This is a genomic window from Arthrobacter sp. TRD_SC_6 (assembly GCF_055361185.1).
Map to the genome: position 1 here is coordinate 264359 of NZ_CM143953.1, position 16639 is coordinate 280997.

Annotated in this window: 12 protein-coding genes and 1 pseudogene; all 13 read left to right on the forward strand. The window is 63.3% G+C overall.

Going from position 1 to position 16639, the window contains the following annotated elements; all coding sequences use genetic code 11:
• The first annotated feature begins 16 nt into the window (after positions 1-16).
• The 13 genes and pseudogenes from ACWA1U_RS01285 (at position 17) to ACWA1U_RS01345 (ending at position 16515) form a co-directional block, all read left to right on the forward strand.
• Positions 17-517 carry a hypothetical protein gene (locus ACWA1U_RS01285; RefSeq protein ID WP_463723538.1) on the forward strand — a complete coding sequence of 167 codons (501 nt, stop codon included), beginning with the start codon at positions 17-19 and terminating at the stop codon, positions 515-517.
• A complete protein-coding gene (locus ACWA1U_RS01290) occupies positions 514-2637 on the forward strand; it encodes a TRAP transporter permease (protein ID WP_463723539.1) in 2124 nt (707 codons plus the stop codon). The genes ACWA1U_RS01285 and ACWA1U_RS01290 overlap by 4 nt, the downstream gene beginning before the upstream one ends.
• Entirely contained in the window at positions 2637-3848 is a 1212-nt protein-coding gene (locus tag ACWA1U_RS01295) for an MFS transporter (protein ID WP_463723540.1), read from the forward strand. Before ACWA1U_RS01290 ends, ACWA1U_RS01295 begins: the two co-directional genes overlap by 1 nt.
• Positions 3845-5071: an L-2-hydroxyglutarate oxidase gene (lhgO, locus tag ACWA1U_RS01300; RefSeq protein WP_463723541.1), complete on the forward strand. Its 1227-nt coding sequence runs from the start codon at positions 3845-3847 to the stop codon at positions 5069-5071. The genes ACWA1U_RS01295 and lhgO overlap by 4 nt, the downstream gene beginning before the upstream one ends.
• Complete coding sequence (locus ACWA1U_RS01305) at positions 5068-5958, forward strand: dihydrodipicolinate synthase family protein (RefSeq protein WP_463723542.1); 891 nt, start codon at positions 5068-5070, stop codon at positions 5956-5958. Before lhgO ends, ACWA1U_RS01305 begins: the two co-directional genes overlap by 4 nt.
• Positions 5958-6731 (forward strand): SDR family oxidoreductase, encoded by a 774-nt coding sequence (locus ACWA1U_RS01310; protein WP_463723543.1) that lies wholly within the window; start codon positions 5958-5960, stop codon positions 6729-6731. The genes ACWA1U_RS01305 and ACWA1U_RS01310 overlap by 1 nt, the downstream gene beginning before the upstream one ends.
• Positions 6731-7594, forward strand: coding sequence for a fumarylacetoacetate hydrolase family protein (locus ACWA1U_RS01315; protein WP_463723544.1), 864 nt, complete (start codon positions 6731-6733; stop codon positions 7592-7594). The genes ACWA1U_RS01310 and ACWA1U_RS01315 overlap by 1 nt, the downstream gene beginning before the upstream one ends.
• 24 nt (positions 7595-7618) lie before the next feature.
• Positions 7619-8785, forward strand: a complete 1167-nt coding sequence (locus tag ACWA1U_RS01320) for a CaiB/BaiF CoA transferase family protein (protein ID WP_463723545.1) — start codon at positions 7619-7621, stop codon at positions 8783-8785.
• Positions 8786-8792: 7 nt separating this feature from the next.
• Positions 8793-9947 carry an acyl-CoA dehydrogenase family protein gene (locus ACWA1U_RS01325; RefSeq protein ID WP_463723546.1) on the forward strand — a complete coding sequence of 385 codons (1155 nt, stop codon included), beginning with the start codon at positions 8793-8795 and terminating at the stop codon, positions 9945-9947.
• Complete coding sequence (locus tag ACWA1U_RS01330) at positions 9944-11707, forward strand: IlvD/Edd family dehydratase (protein ID WP_463723547.1); 1764 nt, start codon at positions 9944-9946, stop codon at positions 11705-11707. Before ACWA1U_RS01325 ends, ACWA1U_RS01330 begins: the two co-directional genes overlap by 4 nt.
• 552 nt (positions 11708-12259) lie before the next feature.
• A pseudogene (locus ACWA1U_RS01335) lies at positions 12260-12559 on the forward strand (acyl-CoA dehydrogenase family protein); the annotation flags it as partial.
• Positions 12560-12995: 436 nt separating this feature from the next.
• Positions 12996-13964, forward strand: coding sequence for an AAA family ATPase (locus tag ACWA1U_RS01340; protein WP_463723548.1), 969 nt, complete (start codon positions 12996-12998; stop codon positions 13962-13964).
• Positions 13957-16515: a S8 family peptidase gene (locus ACWA1U_RS01345; protein ID WP_463723549.1), complete on the forward strand. Its 2559-nt coding sequence runs from the start codon at positions 13957-13959 to the stop codon at positions 16513-16515. Before ACWA1U_RS01340 ends, ACWA1U_RS01345 begins: the two co-directional genes overlap by 8 nt.
• Positions 16516-16639 lie beyond the last annotated feature (124 nt).

Sequence of the window (16639 nt, forward strand, 5' to 3'; positions counted from 1 at the left end):
AACAAGGACGCAGCTCGTGCCAGCTCGCTCAACAACCGTCGTCGCCGCGCTGGTGTGCCTTGGCACACTGGCCGGCGTGACTGCAGGGAACGCCGATCCACCGCAGCGCTTCCTGGTGATCTCGAACGACGACGGCGAACTGGCGCGCGTTCCCCTTGATGGGGAAGGCTTCGCCGTCAGCTACCGCAACTCGATTTACAAGACACTCGCCGAGGAACGCTACGAAGTGCAGGACGGCTCCTACCGGTTAGTGGAGATTGCGGCCGACCAGCTCGCTGTCCTCGAAGAGTATTACGGCGTCCCCGGAGCTCCGTCCGAGGCAGCATCCGGGGACCGCCGCAACTATGTTGTAACGGCCAACCAGGCCCGTCCGGCCGTCTTTGACACGCTTTCGATCGCTGCCACCGACCTTGGGCAGCGCACACTCCACGTTCCCGGAGAACCACCGCTTGAGCTGTGGAAACTGGTCGGGGATGACAATCCGTTCGTTGTGCTAGACATCAAGGAGATCCCATGACCGAGCGATCCGACGGCAAAGGAGCCGTTGCAGCGCGACCGGCGCGACGGTCCAAGGACCGCAAGTCGCCTACTGGAGAAGGGCCCGACGATCACGGGTTTCAGCCCTCGCCGGATCCTGACAAGGCAGCCACGGACAAGGTCGGCACAGACAACGGCACCATCGACGAAGAAGCGTTGATCGCCGAGTTCGAAGCCGAGAAGCCCGCCCGGCACCTCAGCGGCAAGCCGGCGCTGATCATCAAGGTGATTGGCGTTGCACTGTCCGTCTTCGGCCTGTACTGGGTGTTCAATCCGATGGCCACGCAGTTCTACCTGCCCGCGTTCCTGATGATCGGGCTGTCGATGACGTTCCTGGTCTACCGCGGATGGGGCCGGTCGGACAAGGCGAAGGAGTCGAATAGAGCGGATAATCCGCACATCCTCGACTGGGCGCTGGCGATCATTGCCATCGTGCCGTTCGCCTACATCATTTCCGACTGGGACGCGTTCTTCCGCCGGGCAATCGTGCCCACCTACCTCGACCTGGCCATGGGCACCATCGCCATCCTGGTGGTGCTCGAAGCCTGCCGCCGGACCGTGGGCATCCTGGTGCCGATCGTCGTCGTCTTCTTCTTCGCGTACGCCTACTTCGGCCCGTACTTTCCGGATCCGTTCGGGACGTCGTCGTTCGGGTGGATCCGTCTGGTGGGCCACAACGTCATGGGAACGCAGGGCATTTTCGGTGTTCCGACGGATGTGGCGGCGACGTACATCATCCTGTTTACGATCTACGGCGCCGTGTTGACGGCGTCGGGTGCCACAAAGTTCTTCATCGATCTGTCTTTCTCGGCGTTCGGGCAGTCGAAGTCGGGTCCCGGCCGTACGGTCACGCTGGCGGGCTTCCTGCTGGGTACCGTGTCCGGTTCCGGTGTTGCCACCACCGTAACCCTCGGTGGTATCTCCTGGCCCCTGCTGAAGAAGGCCGGTTACCCGAAGGAGCACGGCGGCGGCGTCCTGGCGGCTGCCGGTATCGGTGCGATCATGTCTCCCCCGACCCTCGGCGCCGCAGCGTTCATCATCGCCGCGCTGTTGGGCGTTTCCTACCTCCAGGTGCTGATCTGGGCGACCATCCCTACGCTGCTGTACTACCTCGGAATCATCCTCGCCATCGAGATGGACGCCCGGAAGTTCAAGACCAAGCCTGTCGAGGTGGAGACGAAGCCCGTCGGCAAGCTGCTGCTGCGCTTCGGCTACCACTTCAGCTCACTCGTGGCGATCGTCGTGTTCATGGCCCTCGGGATGACGCCGTTCCGCGCCGTCGTCTTCGCAACCGTCCTTGCGTTCCTGCTCAGCTTCCTCGACCGCGAATCATGGATGACCCCCAAGCGCATCTGGAACGCCCTTGCGGTCGGCGCCACCGGTGCGCTTTCGGTGATTCCCGTGATGGCTGCGGCTGGCCTGATTGTCGGCGTCATGACCCTGACGGGCCTTGGCTTGAAGCTCGCGAACATCATCGTGGACTTCGCGGGCGGCAGCCTCTTCCTGACCGCGCTGTTCTCCGCGATCTCGGTGATCCTGCTGGGCCTGGCCGTCCCGGTGACGGCTAGCTTCATCATTTCGTGGGTGATCATTGGACCGGCGCTCCAGGACGTCGGCGTTGCCCCGTTCGCGGCGGCGATGTTCATCTTCTACTACGCGGTGCTCAGCGAAGTGTCGCCGCCCACCGCGCTCTCCCCGTTCGCGGCGTCGGCCATTACCGGCGGTAAACCGATCAAGACAATGTGGCTCACCTGGCGGTACACGCTCTCGGCCTTCCTGGTGCCGTTCATCTTCGTGCTCTCAGGCTCGGGCATCGGCCTGTTGATGCAGGGCGGAATCGGCACGGTATTGCTGGCGCTGACGGTCTCGGCTGTCGCTGTTGCCGCTCTGGCGGTCGCGACCGGCGGCTGGATCGCCATGCCGGCCAACGTGCTCGAGCGGGTGCTGATCGGCCTCGGTTCGCTGCCGCTGCTCGTCATGGAGCCGCTGTACCTGGCGGTCGGTGGCGCGCTCATCGCCGTCGGGCTTGTTCTCCACTTCATCCGGCGGAAACGTCACCCGCATGATGAAAATGTAACGCCGGCGGTAGCCCGCGCCTGATGAATTCACCGTCCTCGGGACGGCCTGTCACCACCCTGCTGCAGGCCGTCTCCGTCACCACTACCGGGGTGCTGCCCGCCTTCCTGCTCGGAGCGCTCGCGGTACAGATCCGCGACGACCTCGACCTGGGGCCTGCGCAGATGGGCATCGCAGCAGCAACACTGTTTGCGGTGTCCGGGACCCTCGCCCGGCCGTTGGGCGGACTGGTCCAGCGGGTGGGATCCGGCCGGGGAATGGTCATTTCGGCCACCCTGGCCACCGTGGCACTGGCAGGAGCCGGAGCAGCACCGTCATTCCCCGTTCTGGTGGCGGCACTGTTCATCGGCGGCTTCGCCAACGGCACGGCCCAGCCGTCAGCGAACCTCGGTATCTCAAGGGCTATCGGCTCCAACCGGTTGGGCCTCGCGTTCGGCGTGAAGCAGTCATCCATCCCGGCGGCTTCACTGCTGGGCGGACTGGCCGTGCCGGGCATCGCGCTGGTGCTCGGCTGGCGGTACGCGTTCTTCTTCGGCGCCTGTCTCGCGTTGTGCCTGGCGGTGTGGGCCCTCTTTCGCGGGCCTGCAATGCCGAGCACGACGACGGCGGCAGCCCAACCGGAAGACCGCGGCACCCCGCGCTCGGGGCTGGTTGTCCTCACCATCGGCGCGGGGCTCGCCGCCGCAGCAGCAACCTCGCTCGGCGTGTTCCTCGTGGACTCGATGGTGCAGTCCGGCATCGCGCCCAGCACCGCCGGGTTCATCTTCGCGGGCGCCGCCGTGGTGGGCCTCGGCATCCGCATCCTGCTCGGGGCGCTCATGGACAAGATGCCCACGCGCAGCCCGTACGTGCTGATCGCGAACCTGCTGGTGACCGGCGTCGTCGGCTATGCGTTGCTGAGCGTCGGTACGCCCACGCTCATGGTGTTCGGCACCCTCCTCGCCTTCAGCGCCGGCTGGACCTGGCCCGGGCTGCTGCACTTCGCCGTCGTGCGGGATAACCGGCTGGCTGCGGCGTCGGCAACCGGGGTGGTGCAGACCGGGCTCTCGCTCGGTGCCGCCGGTGGGCCGCTGCTCTTCGGGCTGCTGGTGAGCGCTACGTCCTACTCCACCGCATGGATGGCGGCCGGCGTCGTCGCGCTTGCTGCTGCACTGACCTTCCGTATCGGGCGGCGGCTGATCCGCAAGTCGCGCGGGCTGCCCGTCCGTTCCACCTTCGTTAAGGAGTCTCGATGACACGTTATGCAGTGATCGGCGGCGGCATTCTCGGCACCGCCGTTGCGCGGCGCCTGCTGCAGCAGCAACCCAGCGCTTCCGTGACCGTGCTGGAAAAGGAACCTGCGCTCGCCGCTCACCAGACCGGGCGGAACTCCGGCGTGGTGCACGCCGGGCTGTACTACACGCCCGGATCGCTGAAGGCGAAGCTGTGCCGGCGCGGGGTCGATCTGCTGAAGGAGTACTGCGGATCGAAGGGACTGGCGTACAACGAGATCGGTAAGGTCCTTGTTGCCCGGAACGAGGTGGAGGAATCCCGACTGGGCGGCATCCTGGACCGCGCCCAGGCCAATGGCGTTCCAGGCGTTCGGATCATCGACCGCGACGAGCTGCGCTCTCTTGAGCCGCACGTCTCCGGGACCGCTGGTCTGCACTCGCCGCACACGGCGATTGTGGACTACGGCGCGGTGACGCGGGCCTTCGCGGAGGACGTCGTTGCCGCCGGAGGCACCGTGCACACCGGGTTCGAGGTCACGTCGCTGATGCGCAAGGGAACCGAGACGCTCCTGACCGGGCGGCATGACGGCTCCGACACCTGGGACATTTTCGACTCGGTGATCATCTGCGCCGGGCTACATGCCGACCGCGTTGCTGCGCTGGCCGGTGATGACGAGGACCCGAAGATTGTGCCGTTTCGGGGCGAGTACTTCCTGCTGCGCCCCGAGAAGCGTTCGCTGGTGCGCGGGCTCGTGTATCCGGTGCCTGATCCGCGCTACCCGTTCCTCGGCGTGCACCTGACTCCGCGGACCGACGGCGAGGTGATGGTCGGGCCCAACGCGGTGCTCGCCCTTGCCCGCGAGGCGTACGGGTGGGGCACCTTCTCACCGCGGGACCTCGGTGACGCCGTTGCCTACCCGGGCTTCCGTGCCTTCGCGAAACAACACTGGCGGACCGGCGCCGTCGAAATGATCGGGTCGCTGAGCAAGCGCCGCTTCGTGAACGAGGCGCGAAAGTACGTGCCGGAGCTGACGGTCGACGACGTCGTTCCCGGGCCCAGCGGGATCCGCGCCCAGGCGCTGGACCGCGACGGATCGCTGGTGGACGACTTCCGCATCACCCGCCACGGTTCGGTCCTGGCAGTGCGGAATGCGCCGTCACCCGCGGCGACGTCGTCGCTCGCTATTGCCGAGCACATTGTTTCGCTTGTTCTTGATGCTGATTCTGACAGTGAGGAAATTGCATGACTTTTCTGCCTCGAGGCCTCTGGGGCGTGCTGGCCACGCCGTTCACCGGGCCGTCATTCTCCGTCGACACGGAGTCCCTTCGCCGCGAAGTGGAGCTGTACACGCACATCCCGGCCACAGGCTTGGTGGTCCTCGGGGTGTTTGGAGAGGGTGCCGCGCTCGATACCGGCGAGCAGATCCTCACCGTTTCGACTGTCGCTGAGACCGCTGAGGAGACGCCGCTGGTGGTGGGATTGTCTTCGCGGACCACGCAGGTGGCAATAGAGCAGGCGAGTACCGCCGTCAGTGCCGCGGGCTCCAGCCTGGCTGCGCTGATGGTGCAGGCGAACACTGCCAACCCTGACCTGCTGACCGCCCACCTGACCGCGATCCATGAGGCGACCGGTGCTGACATTGTGCTGCAGGACTACCCCGTGGCGTCCGGAGTGAAGATCAGCACCGCGCAGATCCTCGCCGTCGTCGAACGCTGCCCCTTCATTGCAGCCGTGAAGTCGGAGGCGCCACCAACGGCCGTATCGATCGCTCAGTTGACGCGCGCTACAGACGTACCCGTGTTCGGTGGGCTAGGCGGCGTCGGGCTGATTGACGAGCTCGCCGCCGGTGCCGCGGGCGCCATGACCGGCTTCTCCCATCCCGAAGCGCTGCAGCTGGCTATTCAGGCCAACGACGACGGCGGCTTCCGCGCCGCCCGCAGCGCCTTTGCGCCGTGGTTGCCGCTCGCGAACTTCGAGGGCCAACCCGGGATTGGGCTGGCGCTGCGTAAGGAGATCCTCAAGCGGCGCGGAATCATCGCGGAGGCGTTGGTGCGCCCGCCGGCTCCCACGCTGCCACCCGAACTGGCCGACATGATCGATGCCCACCTCGAAGCAGTTAAGGAGCTCGCCTAATGGATACGGGACTCAAAGGGAAGAACGTGCTGGTGCCGGGGTCGAGCTCCGGGATCGGGCTCGCCATTGCGCAGGCGCTGGCCGCTGAGGGCGCCAACGTGGTGCTCGCCGCCCGCCGCGAAGACGTGGTGCAGGCCGAGGCAGCCAAGCTGCCGTCCGCCGTCGGGCTCGGTATGGACCTCAATGCTGACGGTGCGCCCGCCGCTTTGGTCGAAGCCGCTGAGGAAGCGTTCGGTCCAGTCCATGTACTGGTGCTCAACAGCGGCGGGCCGCCTCCGGGTGGTGCGGCCGATGTATCGGACGAACAAGCTTTAGCTGCCGTGAACCAGCTGCTGCTGCAGCACATTCGGCTCGTGTCGCTGGTGCTGCCGGGGATGCGGGAGCGGGGCTGGGGGCGGATTGTCGCCGTCGGGTCCTCCGGGGTGCAGAGTCCGCTGCCCAACCTGGCGCTGTCCAACATCGGCCGTGCAGGGCTGGCCGGGTACCTGAAGACTCTGGCGGGAGAGGTCGCCGCGGACGGGATCACCGTGAACATGGTGCTGCCCGGGCGGATCGATACAGACCGGGTGGCGTCCCTCGACGCGGCTGCGGCCAAGCGCACCGGTGTGAGTCCCGAGGAAGCGCGGGCGTCGTCAGAGAAGACGATTCCGGCTGGACGATACGGGAAGCCGGAGGAGTTTGGCGCCGTCGTCGCGTTCCTCGCAAGCGAACCCGCAGCCTACGTGACCGGTGAGCAGATCCGCTGCGACGGCGGCCTGGTAAGGAGCTACTGATGATGAACCACACTGTGCACCTGTGCTCCGTCCTCGACGGCGGTGAGGAAGTCGCGGCCGTAGTGCACCCAGTGCGCGGCGTTGCGCTGGTCCGCGACCTCATCCCCGAATTCACCGGCGACATCCGCGACGTGCTGGTGGACGGGCTGCTGGAAGAGCTCGAGTCTGCTGCAGCCGCAGTCGACGACGGCGCCTTCCGGAACCCCGCGTCCGTCACCTACGGCGCCCCCTACCGGCACCCGCGGATGCTGTGGGGCATCGGGTTGAACTATGTGGAGCATGCGTCGGACCTGTCCGAGGGTGTTCCGGAGGAACCGGCGTCGTTCATCAAGGGCGACCACACGGTCATCGGGCCGGGCGAGGAGATTCCCATCCCGTCGCAGAGCGAGCGGACCACCGCGGAGGGGGAGGTCGCCGTAGTCATCGGGCGTTACTGCCGCAACGTGGAGGTGGAGGACGCGCTGGACTATGTTGCCGGCGTCGTGCCCGTGCTGGACCAGACCGCGGAGGACATCCTGCAGCGGAACCCGCGGTTCCTGACGCGGTCCAAGAACTTCCCCGGATTCTTCTCGTTCGGACCGCGCATTGTGCCGCTGGCCGAGGCGGTGGGTGACGGGATCCTCGCGGACATGGAGGTATCCACGGTGGTGAACGGCGAGGTGCTGCGGACCAATACCGTGGCGCACATGCGGTACAGCCCGGAGTACCTGATCAGCTTCCACTCGAAGGTGATGCCGCTCTACCCGGGCGACATCATCTCCACGGGAACACCAGGCGCGATCCACATCAAGCCCGGTGATGTTGCTGAGGCGCGGGTATCCGGCGTCGGAGTTTTGAGCAATCCCGTCGTTGCGGGCAGCTAAATCTACTGAGGAGGATGAGGCGCAATGGGTACGTCAGTATCTGGCCCCCTGGAGGGCGTGCGGGTGGCCGACTTTTCCCGCGTGCTTGCGGGCCCGTATGCCTCGATGATGCTCGCCGATTTCGGGGCGGACGTCATCAAGGTGGAGAGCCCTGCCGGGGACGACACCCGGTCCTGGACACCGCCCGTCGACGAGCACGGTGTTGGCACGTACTTCTCGAGCGTGAACCGGAACAAGCGCTCGGTTGTGTGTGATCTGCGGACCGAGGACGGGCTCGAGCGGGCGCGGGATATTGCGCTGCACGCTGACGTGATTATCGAGAACTTCCGGCCTGGAGTGATGCAGAAGTTCGGGCTGGACTATGAGACGCTGCAGCGTTCCGACCTGATCTACTGCTCCATCACCGGATTCGGTTCGACGGCGGGGGCTCACCTTCCGGGGTACGACCTCCTGGTGCAGGCCGTCGGCGGGCTGATGAGCGTGACCGGATCGCTGGATTCGGAGCCGAGCAAGGTTGGTGTGGCGCTGGTCGACGTCGTGACCGGGCAGAACGCGGCGCTTGGGATTCTCGCGGCGTTGCGTCATCGTGATGCGACCGGGCGCGGGCAGCGGATTGATGTGAACCTGCTGTCGTCGCTGCTGGCCGGCCTGGTGAACCAGGCGTCGAGCACGCTGGCCACCGGTGAATCGCCGCAACGGATGGGCAATGCGCATCCGTCGATCGCGCCGTACGAGACTCTTCGCACCGCCGACGGGCCGCTCGCCGTCGCCGTCGGGACGGACCGGCAGTTCGCTTCACTGGTGCGGATGCTGGGCGTTCCGGCCATGGCGTCCGACCCTCGCTTCGAGACCAACTCACAGCGCGTAGCGAACCGGGATGAGCTGAAGGCCCTGTTGGAGGAGCAGCTGGCGAAGCGTCCCGCGGCCGAGTGGTCCGCCGTCCTGTCGAAGGAGGGCGTCCCGGCCGGGAAGGTGAACTCCATTGTGGAGGCGCTCCAGCTGGCCGAGGAGCTGGGCCTTGATCCCGCCGTCGAAATGAACGACGACGACGGCCCCCGCACCAGCCACCAGGTCGCCAACCCGATCCTCCTGTCCGAGACACCCGCCAGCTACAGGCGACTGCCGCCACTGCTAGGCGAACACAACGATGCGACGTTCGCGGCGCTCACGACAACCCTCAGCGGAAAGTAGTAGACCCATGACTGTTGACCTTCTGTCCATCGACTCGCTCCTGTCACCGGAAGAAATTGAATTGCGTGCGTCCGTGCGTGAATTCGTGGACACCGAGATCAAGCCCAACATCGCCGGGTGGTATGACAACGCGGTGTTCCCGCTGGAGATCGTGCCGAAGATGGCGTCTTTGGGGCTGCTCGGCATGCACATCAAGGGGTACGGCTGCCCGGGCCGCAGCTCGGTGGAGTACGGTCTGGCCGCGCTGGAGTTGGAAGCTGGTGACTCGGGGCTGCGGACGTTCGTGAGCGTGCAGGGGTCGCTGGCGATGAGCGCGCTGGCCAAGCACGGGTCCGAGGAGCAGAAGAACGAGTGGCTTCCGCGCATGGCTAAAGGCGAGGTGATCGGGTGCTTTGGGCTGACGGAGCCTGGCTCCGGGTCGGATCCCGGATCAATGACCACGTTCGCTAAGCGCGACGGTTCCGACTGGGTTCTCTCCGGGGCGAAGCGGTGGATCGGGCTGGCTTCCGTTGCGCAGGTTGCGATCATCTGGGCAATGACCGACGACGGCGTCCGCGGCTTTGTGGTGCCGACTGATTCTCCGGGGTTCGTGGCGACGCCGATCACGCAGAAACTGTCGATGCGGGCGTCGATCCAGTGCGACATCACGATGACCGATGTGCGGCTGCCTGAGTCGGCGATGCTGCCGAAGGCGAAGGGGTTGCGTGGGCCGTTCGAGTGCCTGAATGAAGCACGGTACGGGATCATCTGGGGTGCGATGGGTGCGGCGCGTGACAGCTACGAGTCGGCGCTGAACTACTCGAAGGAGCGCATGCAGTTCGGCAAGCCGCTGTCGGGGTATCAGATGACTCAGCTGAAGCTGGTGAACATGGCGCTGGAGATCAACAAGGGCATGCTGCTAGCGCTTCAGATCGGGCGGCTTAAGGATGCCGGGACACTGGAGCCGTACCAGATCTCGGTGGGCAAGCTGAACAACTGCCGGGAGGCGATCGAGATCTGCCGGGAGGCGCGGGCGATGCTGGGCGGCAACGGCGTCACGCTGGATTACTCGCCGTTGCGACACGCGAACAACCTGGAGAGCGTACGCACGTACGAGGGAACCGACGAGGTGCACACCCTGATCCTGGGCAACCACATCACGGGTACGCCTGCGTTCCGGTGAGCGACTCCTCCCCTGCGCCTGAACCCACCGGCCTCCGCCGCGGCCTGACCAGCTACGGTGACGCCGAGTTCTCGCTGTTCCTGAGGAAGGCGTTCATCAAGGGCGCCGGGTATTCGGATGATGCGCTGGACCGGACCGTCGTCGGGATCGTGAACACCGGCAGCGGCTACAACCCGTGCCACGGCAACATGCCGGCGTTGGTAGAGGCTGTGAAGCGTGGCGTGATGCTGGCGGGTGGGCTGCCGGTGGAGTTCCCGACCATCTCGGTACACGAGAGCTTCTCCTCCCCCACCAGCATGTTCCTGCGGAATCTGATGTCGATGGATACCGAGGAGATGATCCGCGCGCAGCCGATGGACGCCGTCGTGCTGATCGGCGGGTGCGACAAGACGGTCCCGGCGCAGCTGATGGGTGCAGCCTCGGCGGGTGTGCCGGCGATTTCGCTGGTCACCGGGTCGATGCTGACCGGCGGGTACCGCGGTGAGCGGGTCGGTGCGTGTACGGACTGCCGGGCGTTCTGGGGCCGCTTCCGTGCGCAGGAAATTTCACAATCAGAGATCGACGACGTGAACTCGCGCCTGGTGGGCAGCGTCGGCACGTGTTCGGTAATGGGGACGGCGAGCACCATGGCGTGTATTGCGGAGGCGATGGGGATTGCTCTGCCTGGGTCCGCTTCAGCGCCGGCGGTGACGGCGGACCGGGTGCGAATTGCTGAGGCTACTGGGACACAGGCTGTTGCCCTGGCTGATGCTGGGGTTGCTCCGTCCGCCATTTTGACTCCTGAGGCGTTCCAGAACGGGCTGCGGATGCTGCTGGCGATCGGTGGGTCGACGAACGCGATCATCCACCTCACCGCAGTGGCCGGTCGCCTTGGGATCAAGCTCTCGCTGGATGAGCTGGACCGGATGAGTACCGAGACGCCGGTGCTGGTGGACCTGAAGCCGTCGGGCAAGTACTACATGGAGGACTTCCACCGTGTTGGTGGAGTCCCCGCGGTGCTGCGCGAACTGGGTTCGCTGATCAACCGCGATGTGCTGACGGTGACCGGCCGGACGCTGGGCGAGGAGATCGACGACGCCGGTCCCGGCTTCCCGCAGGACATCATCCGCCCGTTGTTGGACCCGATCTATCCGCAGGGCAGCCTGGCGGTGCTGCGTGGGAACCTGGCTCCTGGTGGGGCGATCATCAAGCAGGCCGCTGTGTCGCCTGCGCTGCTCGAGCATTCCGGACCCGCCGTCGTGTTCGAGAACGCCGCGGACTTGGCTGCCCGGATCGATGATCCGACCCTCGACGTCAATGCCGACTCCGTGTTGGTGCTGCGGAACATCGGGCCGGTGGGTAACCCTGGCATGCCTGAGGCGGGCTACTTACCGATCCCGAAGAAGCTCGCGGCCCAGGGCGTGAAGGACATGGTCCGCATCTCGGACGGCCGCATGTCTGGAACCGCTGCCGGAGCTGTGGTGCTGCATGTAACCCCGGAGTCTGCGGTGGGCGGGCCGCTTCGGCTGGTGCGGACCGGGGACACGATCACGCTGAGCGTGAGCCGGCGGTTGGTGCAGTTGGAGGTATCCGACGAGGAGTTGACGCGGCGGTCCAACGAACTCGGCCCAGCATCACCGGAGCTCCCCGAACGCGGCTACCGACGCCTCTATGTCCAGGAGGTAACTCAAGCGAACGAGGGCTGTGACTTCCGTTTCCTGCAGTTAACCCGGTTAGGGCATGACACTTACCACGCAATGAGCAGATCCTCAGCAACCTGATTTCAACGCCACCCTCCCAGCTTTTCAGCAATTTCTCCTACAGACATGTGATGGAAGGTGGTGGTGTTGTCATTACTGGCCGAGTACTCGACGATGAGAAAGCACTCGCGCTTCTTCGACGAGGCAGGCACGCCATCAATGAGTTATTGCTCTCCTGCAACGAAGCTTTAGTACCAGCACCACAGGGCGCGCGAATCACCATCTGGGCGAGCGCTACCTTGATGGAGGTGTCGGGTTTCTCGAACGGAGGTTGAACCGCAGGCCAGGATTAACGATGCAGAGATATGACGCCCGGCACTGAATGCCTAACCATCGTGATCGGGGCCAATAAGACGCGCTCGGGCCCGGGTGACGGGTTGCTGAAGGAACAGGAGTACCCGCTCTATCAGATGGTCATCCCCCCACCAGGCCACGTCGAGGGCAGCGCGCACGGCTACTTGGGTCCTCGACACGGTCCCCGCGGACCACAAGCTGGTAGTAGAAGACACAGGCAACGAGGTCGAAGCAAGCCTCCACATCCAGGTCCGCACTTGAATCGTCCTTCTCGATTCTAACCAGGCGCGCTACGGGATTATCTGGGGTGCGATGGGGGCGGTGCGGGATAGCTATGAGGCGGCGCTCAACTAATCGAAGGAGCGGCTGCAGATCGGCAAGCCGCTGTCCGGGTACCAGATGACTCATTTGAAGCAGGTGAACATGACGTTACAGATCGGGCGGTTGAAGGATGCCGGAACCTTGGAGCCTTATAGAATCTCGGTGGGCAAGCTGAACAAATGCCGTGAGGCGATCGAGATCTGCCGGGAGGCCAGCTCGATGCTCGGTGGCAACGGCGTCACGCTGGATTATTCGCCGTCGCCCTGGGCAACCACATCACGGGGGTGGCGGCGTCCCGGTGAGGTCGCACGACACCGTCTTCCGAGGATGAATTCGTATGTAGCTTCAATCAAACAACGGAGATCCAAAGTACTTGTTCGTGGGAAATGCGACTTGTATCAGGACCAAAGGTACCGATCGATCGGGCCACCGTAGCGTGCGGCCATCTTGTGCTCTAGACGATCCGCCACGCAATCTTCGCACCAGCGGAGCCGACGACACTTTCTTTTACCCAACACATAACTCGGGACGCGAATCCGACGAACAACGTCCGTCGGATCCTACGACGTGTTGGAGTAGCCGCGTCGAGAACGTCACCCATACCGCCTTGCCGCACCGTCGCCGATAGAGCCCAAGTTCGCACCCTAGACTAAAGGAAGACTTTATCCTTGGGATGATGCTGCGAGGAGGTGTAATGGCGGGCATAGGCGAACACATCACTGCGATGGTCCGCAGTCACGCGTCCGGCGACGACTCAGCGTTCTACTCAGTGGCTCTTCAGGTCGCAGCGCGGGAAGCCCGTCAGGGCCACCACCTGCTTGCTGACGACATCAAGAAGGCTGTTGACGCCTCTCGCCGCACGACGCCCCGTAGTAACGTGACTAAGCTTGCTAAGCCACGTGGGGACCTGACAGACCTGATCGAGGTAACGCACCCAGAAGCGACCTTGAAGAACCTCGTCGCTCCGCGCGAACTTGTTGAACGACTTGAGCAGGCACTCGCAGAGCAACGGCAGCGAAAAGTACTCCTCGAGCACGGTTTCGACCCCACCCATAGACTCCTCCTCGAAGGACCGCCGGGGACCGGGAAAACGATGACCGCTGCTGTACTCGCTCGCGAGCTGTCGCTACCTATGTTTACAATTCGACTCGATAGCTTACTCAGCAAATACATGGGTGAGACTGCAGGTAAGTTGCGACTCGTTTTTGACGCGGTCGCAGAACGTCGCGGTGTGTATCTCTTCGACGAATTTGACGCTCTAGGCGCTGATCGATCCGGTAACGACGTCGGTGAGGCCCGACGAATCCTAAACTCCTTCTTGGTTTTCCTCGAGCAGTCCAGTCCAGAGAGCATCGTAATCGCAGCAACCAATCACCGCTCCATTCTCGATAAAGCGCTCTTCCGACGGTTCGACATGGTTCTCACCTATCATCTCCCGGACAAAATGCAGGCCCGCGCGGTCGTCAAGGGCAGATTGGGCCCACTTATCAGAGGAATGCGCTGGGACAACGTCGACAAGCACACCGAAGGTCTCAGCCACGCAGACCTCGTAAAGGCTGCCGAAGCTTCCGCAAAGTCTGTCATCATGCGAGGGGCCACACTCATTACCGCTAATGATCTAATCGCTGCTTTGGACACCCGGCGGACGGCGAGCCTTGGCTGACGACCTTCGACATCTCACGCATCTCTTCGTATTCGACCGTGCACGAAATGAGGACTTCTCCCGGGGTGGTCAGGGAAACCCGAAGATTCGCCCGGTTGAATATCGTGCCCATGGACTCGCCATCAAAGGACAGCTTGAAGACGCCTTCTCTGAGATTAGTGACGAGCGAACCGACATAGGCCTCAGCACGGCCGAGCTCAAGGCCCTTGGCAGCGTGATCACTCTAGAAGGAGAAGAGGCTGCTTACCCCCTCAAGGTTGAGTCGCTTCAGGCTTTCTCCCGTCACCGAAAGACCCCGAAAGTGCCGCAATGGCTGCTCCTATCGGTGCAACCAGCAACAGCGGCTCTGCCCGAGCGCGCAATAGTCTGGGTAGCAGACACATATCGTCCTCAGTTCTTAAAGATCTTTGAAGATTACCTCGAGAAGAAAATCACTAAGGCATCCGCAGACAAGTGGGAGACGCCGGAAGGGAACCCTGCGAACCGCGCACTCGTCGCCAATATCTCCCGAATCCGTCACGCAATTCTGGAGGACCTTTGGCAATCCCACGGCGAACCACCTAAATCCGGATGTCGCTGGTGGGAACTTTGGTTGGACCCGTCCCAGCAGAGCGTCAACGCCCTTCAAAAGTTCGCGACCGCATATAAGCTCAAGCTGCCGAACCGATCGCTTGCTCTGAACGACAGAGTCGTTGTGTGGATCGAGGCGACATGGCAACAGCTCGAGATTCTGCTGTTTACAAACGTCCCAATTGCGGAGGTTCGTCGCCCAGAATTCATCGACACCATCGAGGATCTTCTGCCCGACGAACAGGATGAGTACGTAGACGATCTCGCTTCGCGCGTCCTGTCAGCATCCAAAGATGCGCCGGCGGTCTGTCACCTCGATACAGGAGTAGCCCGGACACATCGACTGCTTTCGAGCTCCCTTGACTCCGTAGATCTTCACACGATCATTGGAACCTCGGGGAACGACAAGCAAGGCCACGGCACTTCCATGGCTGGCCTCGCACTCTACGGGTCGCTCGACGATCTACTTACTGGGACAGGAACCGTTCAGCTGCATCACCGACTCGAATCCGTCCGAATTCTCCCCGACATCGAGGAGTCTGACACAGACCCCCTCGACTACGGAACGGTCACCGTCGAGGCGGTCGCGATGGCCGAGGTCGCAGCCCAGCGAAAACGCGTTTTCTGTCTGCCGATCTCGACGGATCCAGACCACCCGGGTCTTCCCACACTTTGGTCTGCAACAATAGACGCGCTCGCAGTGGGCACAGACATTGTCCGTGACGGGAACCAACTCCAGCTGTTGTCCCAGCCAGACCGCGACGCTAGCCGCTTACTTGTCATTGCCACAGGGAATGTCGACAGCTACCAATCGAATCACCGCCTTGAATCCGACACCTCCGGTGTCGAAGACCCCGCCCAGTCCTGGAATGCCCTTACGGTTGGCGCATATACGGATCTCGTAACGTTACCCAACGATCCGGAGTACGCGGGATGGTCGACGTTATCCGGAGAAGGTGAGTTGTCGCCCCACAGCCGAACATCGCTCCCGTTTGGCAAGCGAAAGTGGCCTATCAAGCCCGATATCTGCTTTGAAGGTGGCAACGTCCTTACAGACGGCGAATCAGGATATGAAGACCGTCACCCACTGCTCTCGCTGCGCTCGACAGGAATACACAACGACCTCGCGCTCACTTCCGCCAATGCAACGAGCGCTGCCGCGGCACAGGCCTCCCGCTTAGCTGCGCTTACTATGGCTCATTATCCGGACTATTGGCCGGAGACCGTGCGCGGCTTGCTGACCCACGCGGCAGAGTGGACACCCGCGATGCGAGCTGAATTTGACGCGACCGGTACTAGGAAGGAACCGAAGCTAGAACTACTGAGGCGATATGGTTGGGGCGTCCCAACGGAGGACGGAGTGCTCCGTTCGTCCAGACAATCCGTCACCTTAGTAACACAAGACACATTCGTTCCGTTCGAAGGGAACGAATACAAGATGCGCAGATTCCGACTCCATACGATGCCCTGGCCAGTAGACGTGCTCGAGGCTATCGGCGCCGGCGACGTCACTTTAAAGGTGACGTTGTCGTACTTTGTGGAACCGTCCGCATCTAGAAGGGGTTGGAGGCAACGATACTCATTTGCTTCCCATCTCCTCCGGTTCGAGCTCAAGTCGCCGACTGAAACGGAGAGCGAGTTCATCTCCCGCATAAACCGTGACGCTGAAGACGATGAAGAATCAAGCGGCGGTTCCTCGTCGTCGAGCTCAGATCGATGGTTCATTGGCCCGAATCAACGGAACCTCGGCTCTCTTCATCAAGACATATGGGAGGGTTCCGGACAAGAACTGGCAGCTAGCGGTATGCTCGGCGTTTACCCCGTTGGTGGCTGGTGGAAACGCAACCAGCGCAAAGATCGGCTCGACCTTCCTGTCCGTTACTCGCTGATTGTTTCCCTCAAGACTCTTGAACAAGACGTTGATCTCTACACGCCGATCGCAACTGATCTTCACCTTCCCATCGAGATCGATAGCGCATGACTGCTGCTGTGAGGGGTTAAGAATCTAGTTGGAGGCGCGCCGGGTGACCGGATGTCGCACTGCACCCAACGTGATCGGCACTGTCAACACCGAAGTCAGCCATCCAACCCGTGCCACTGGAACC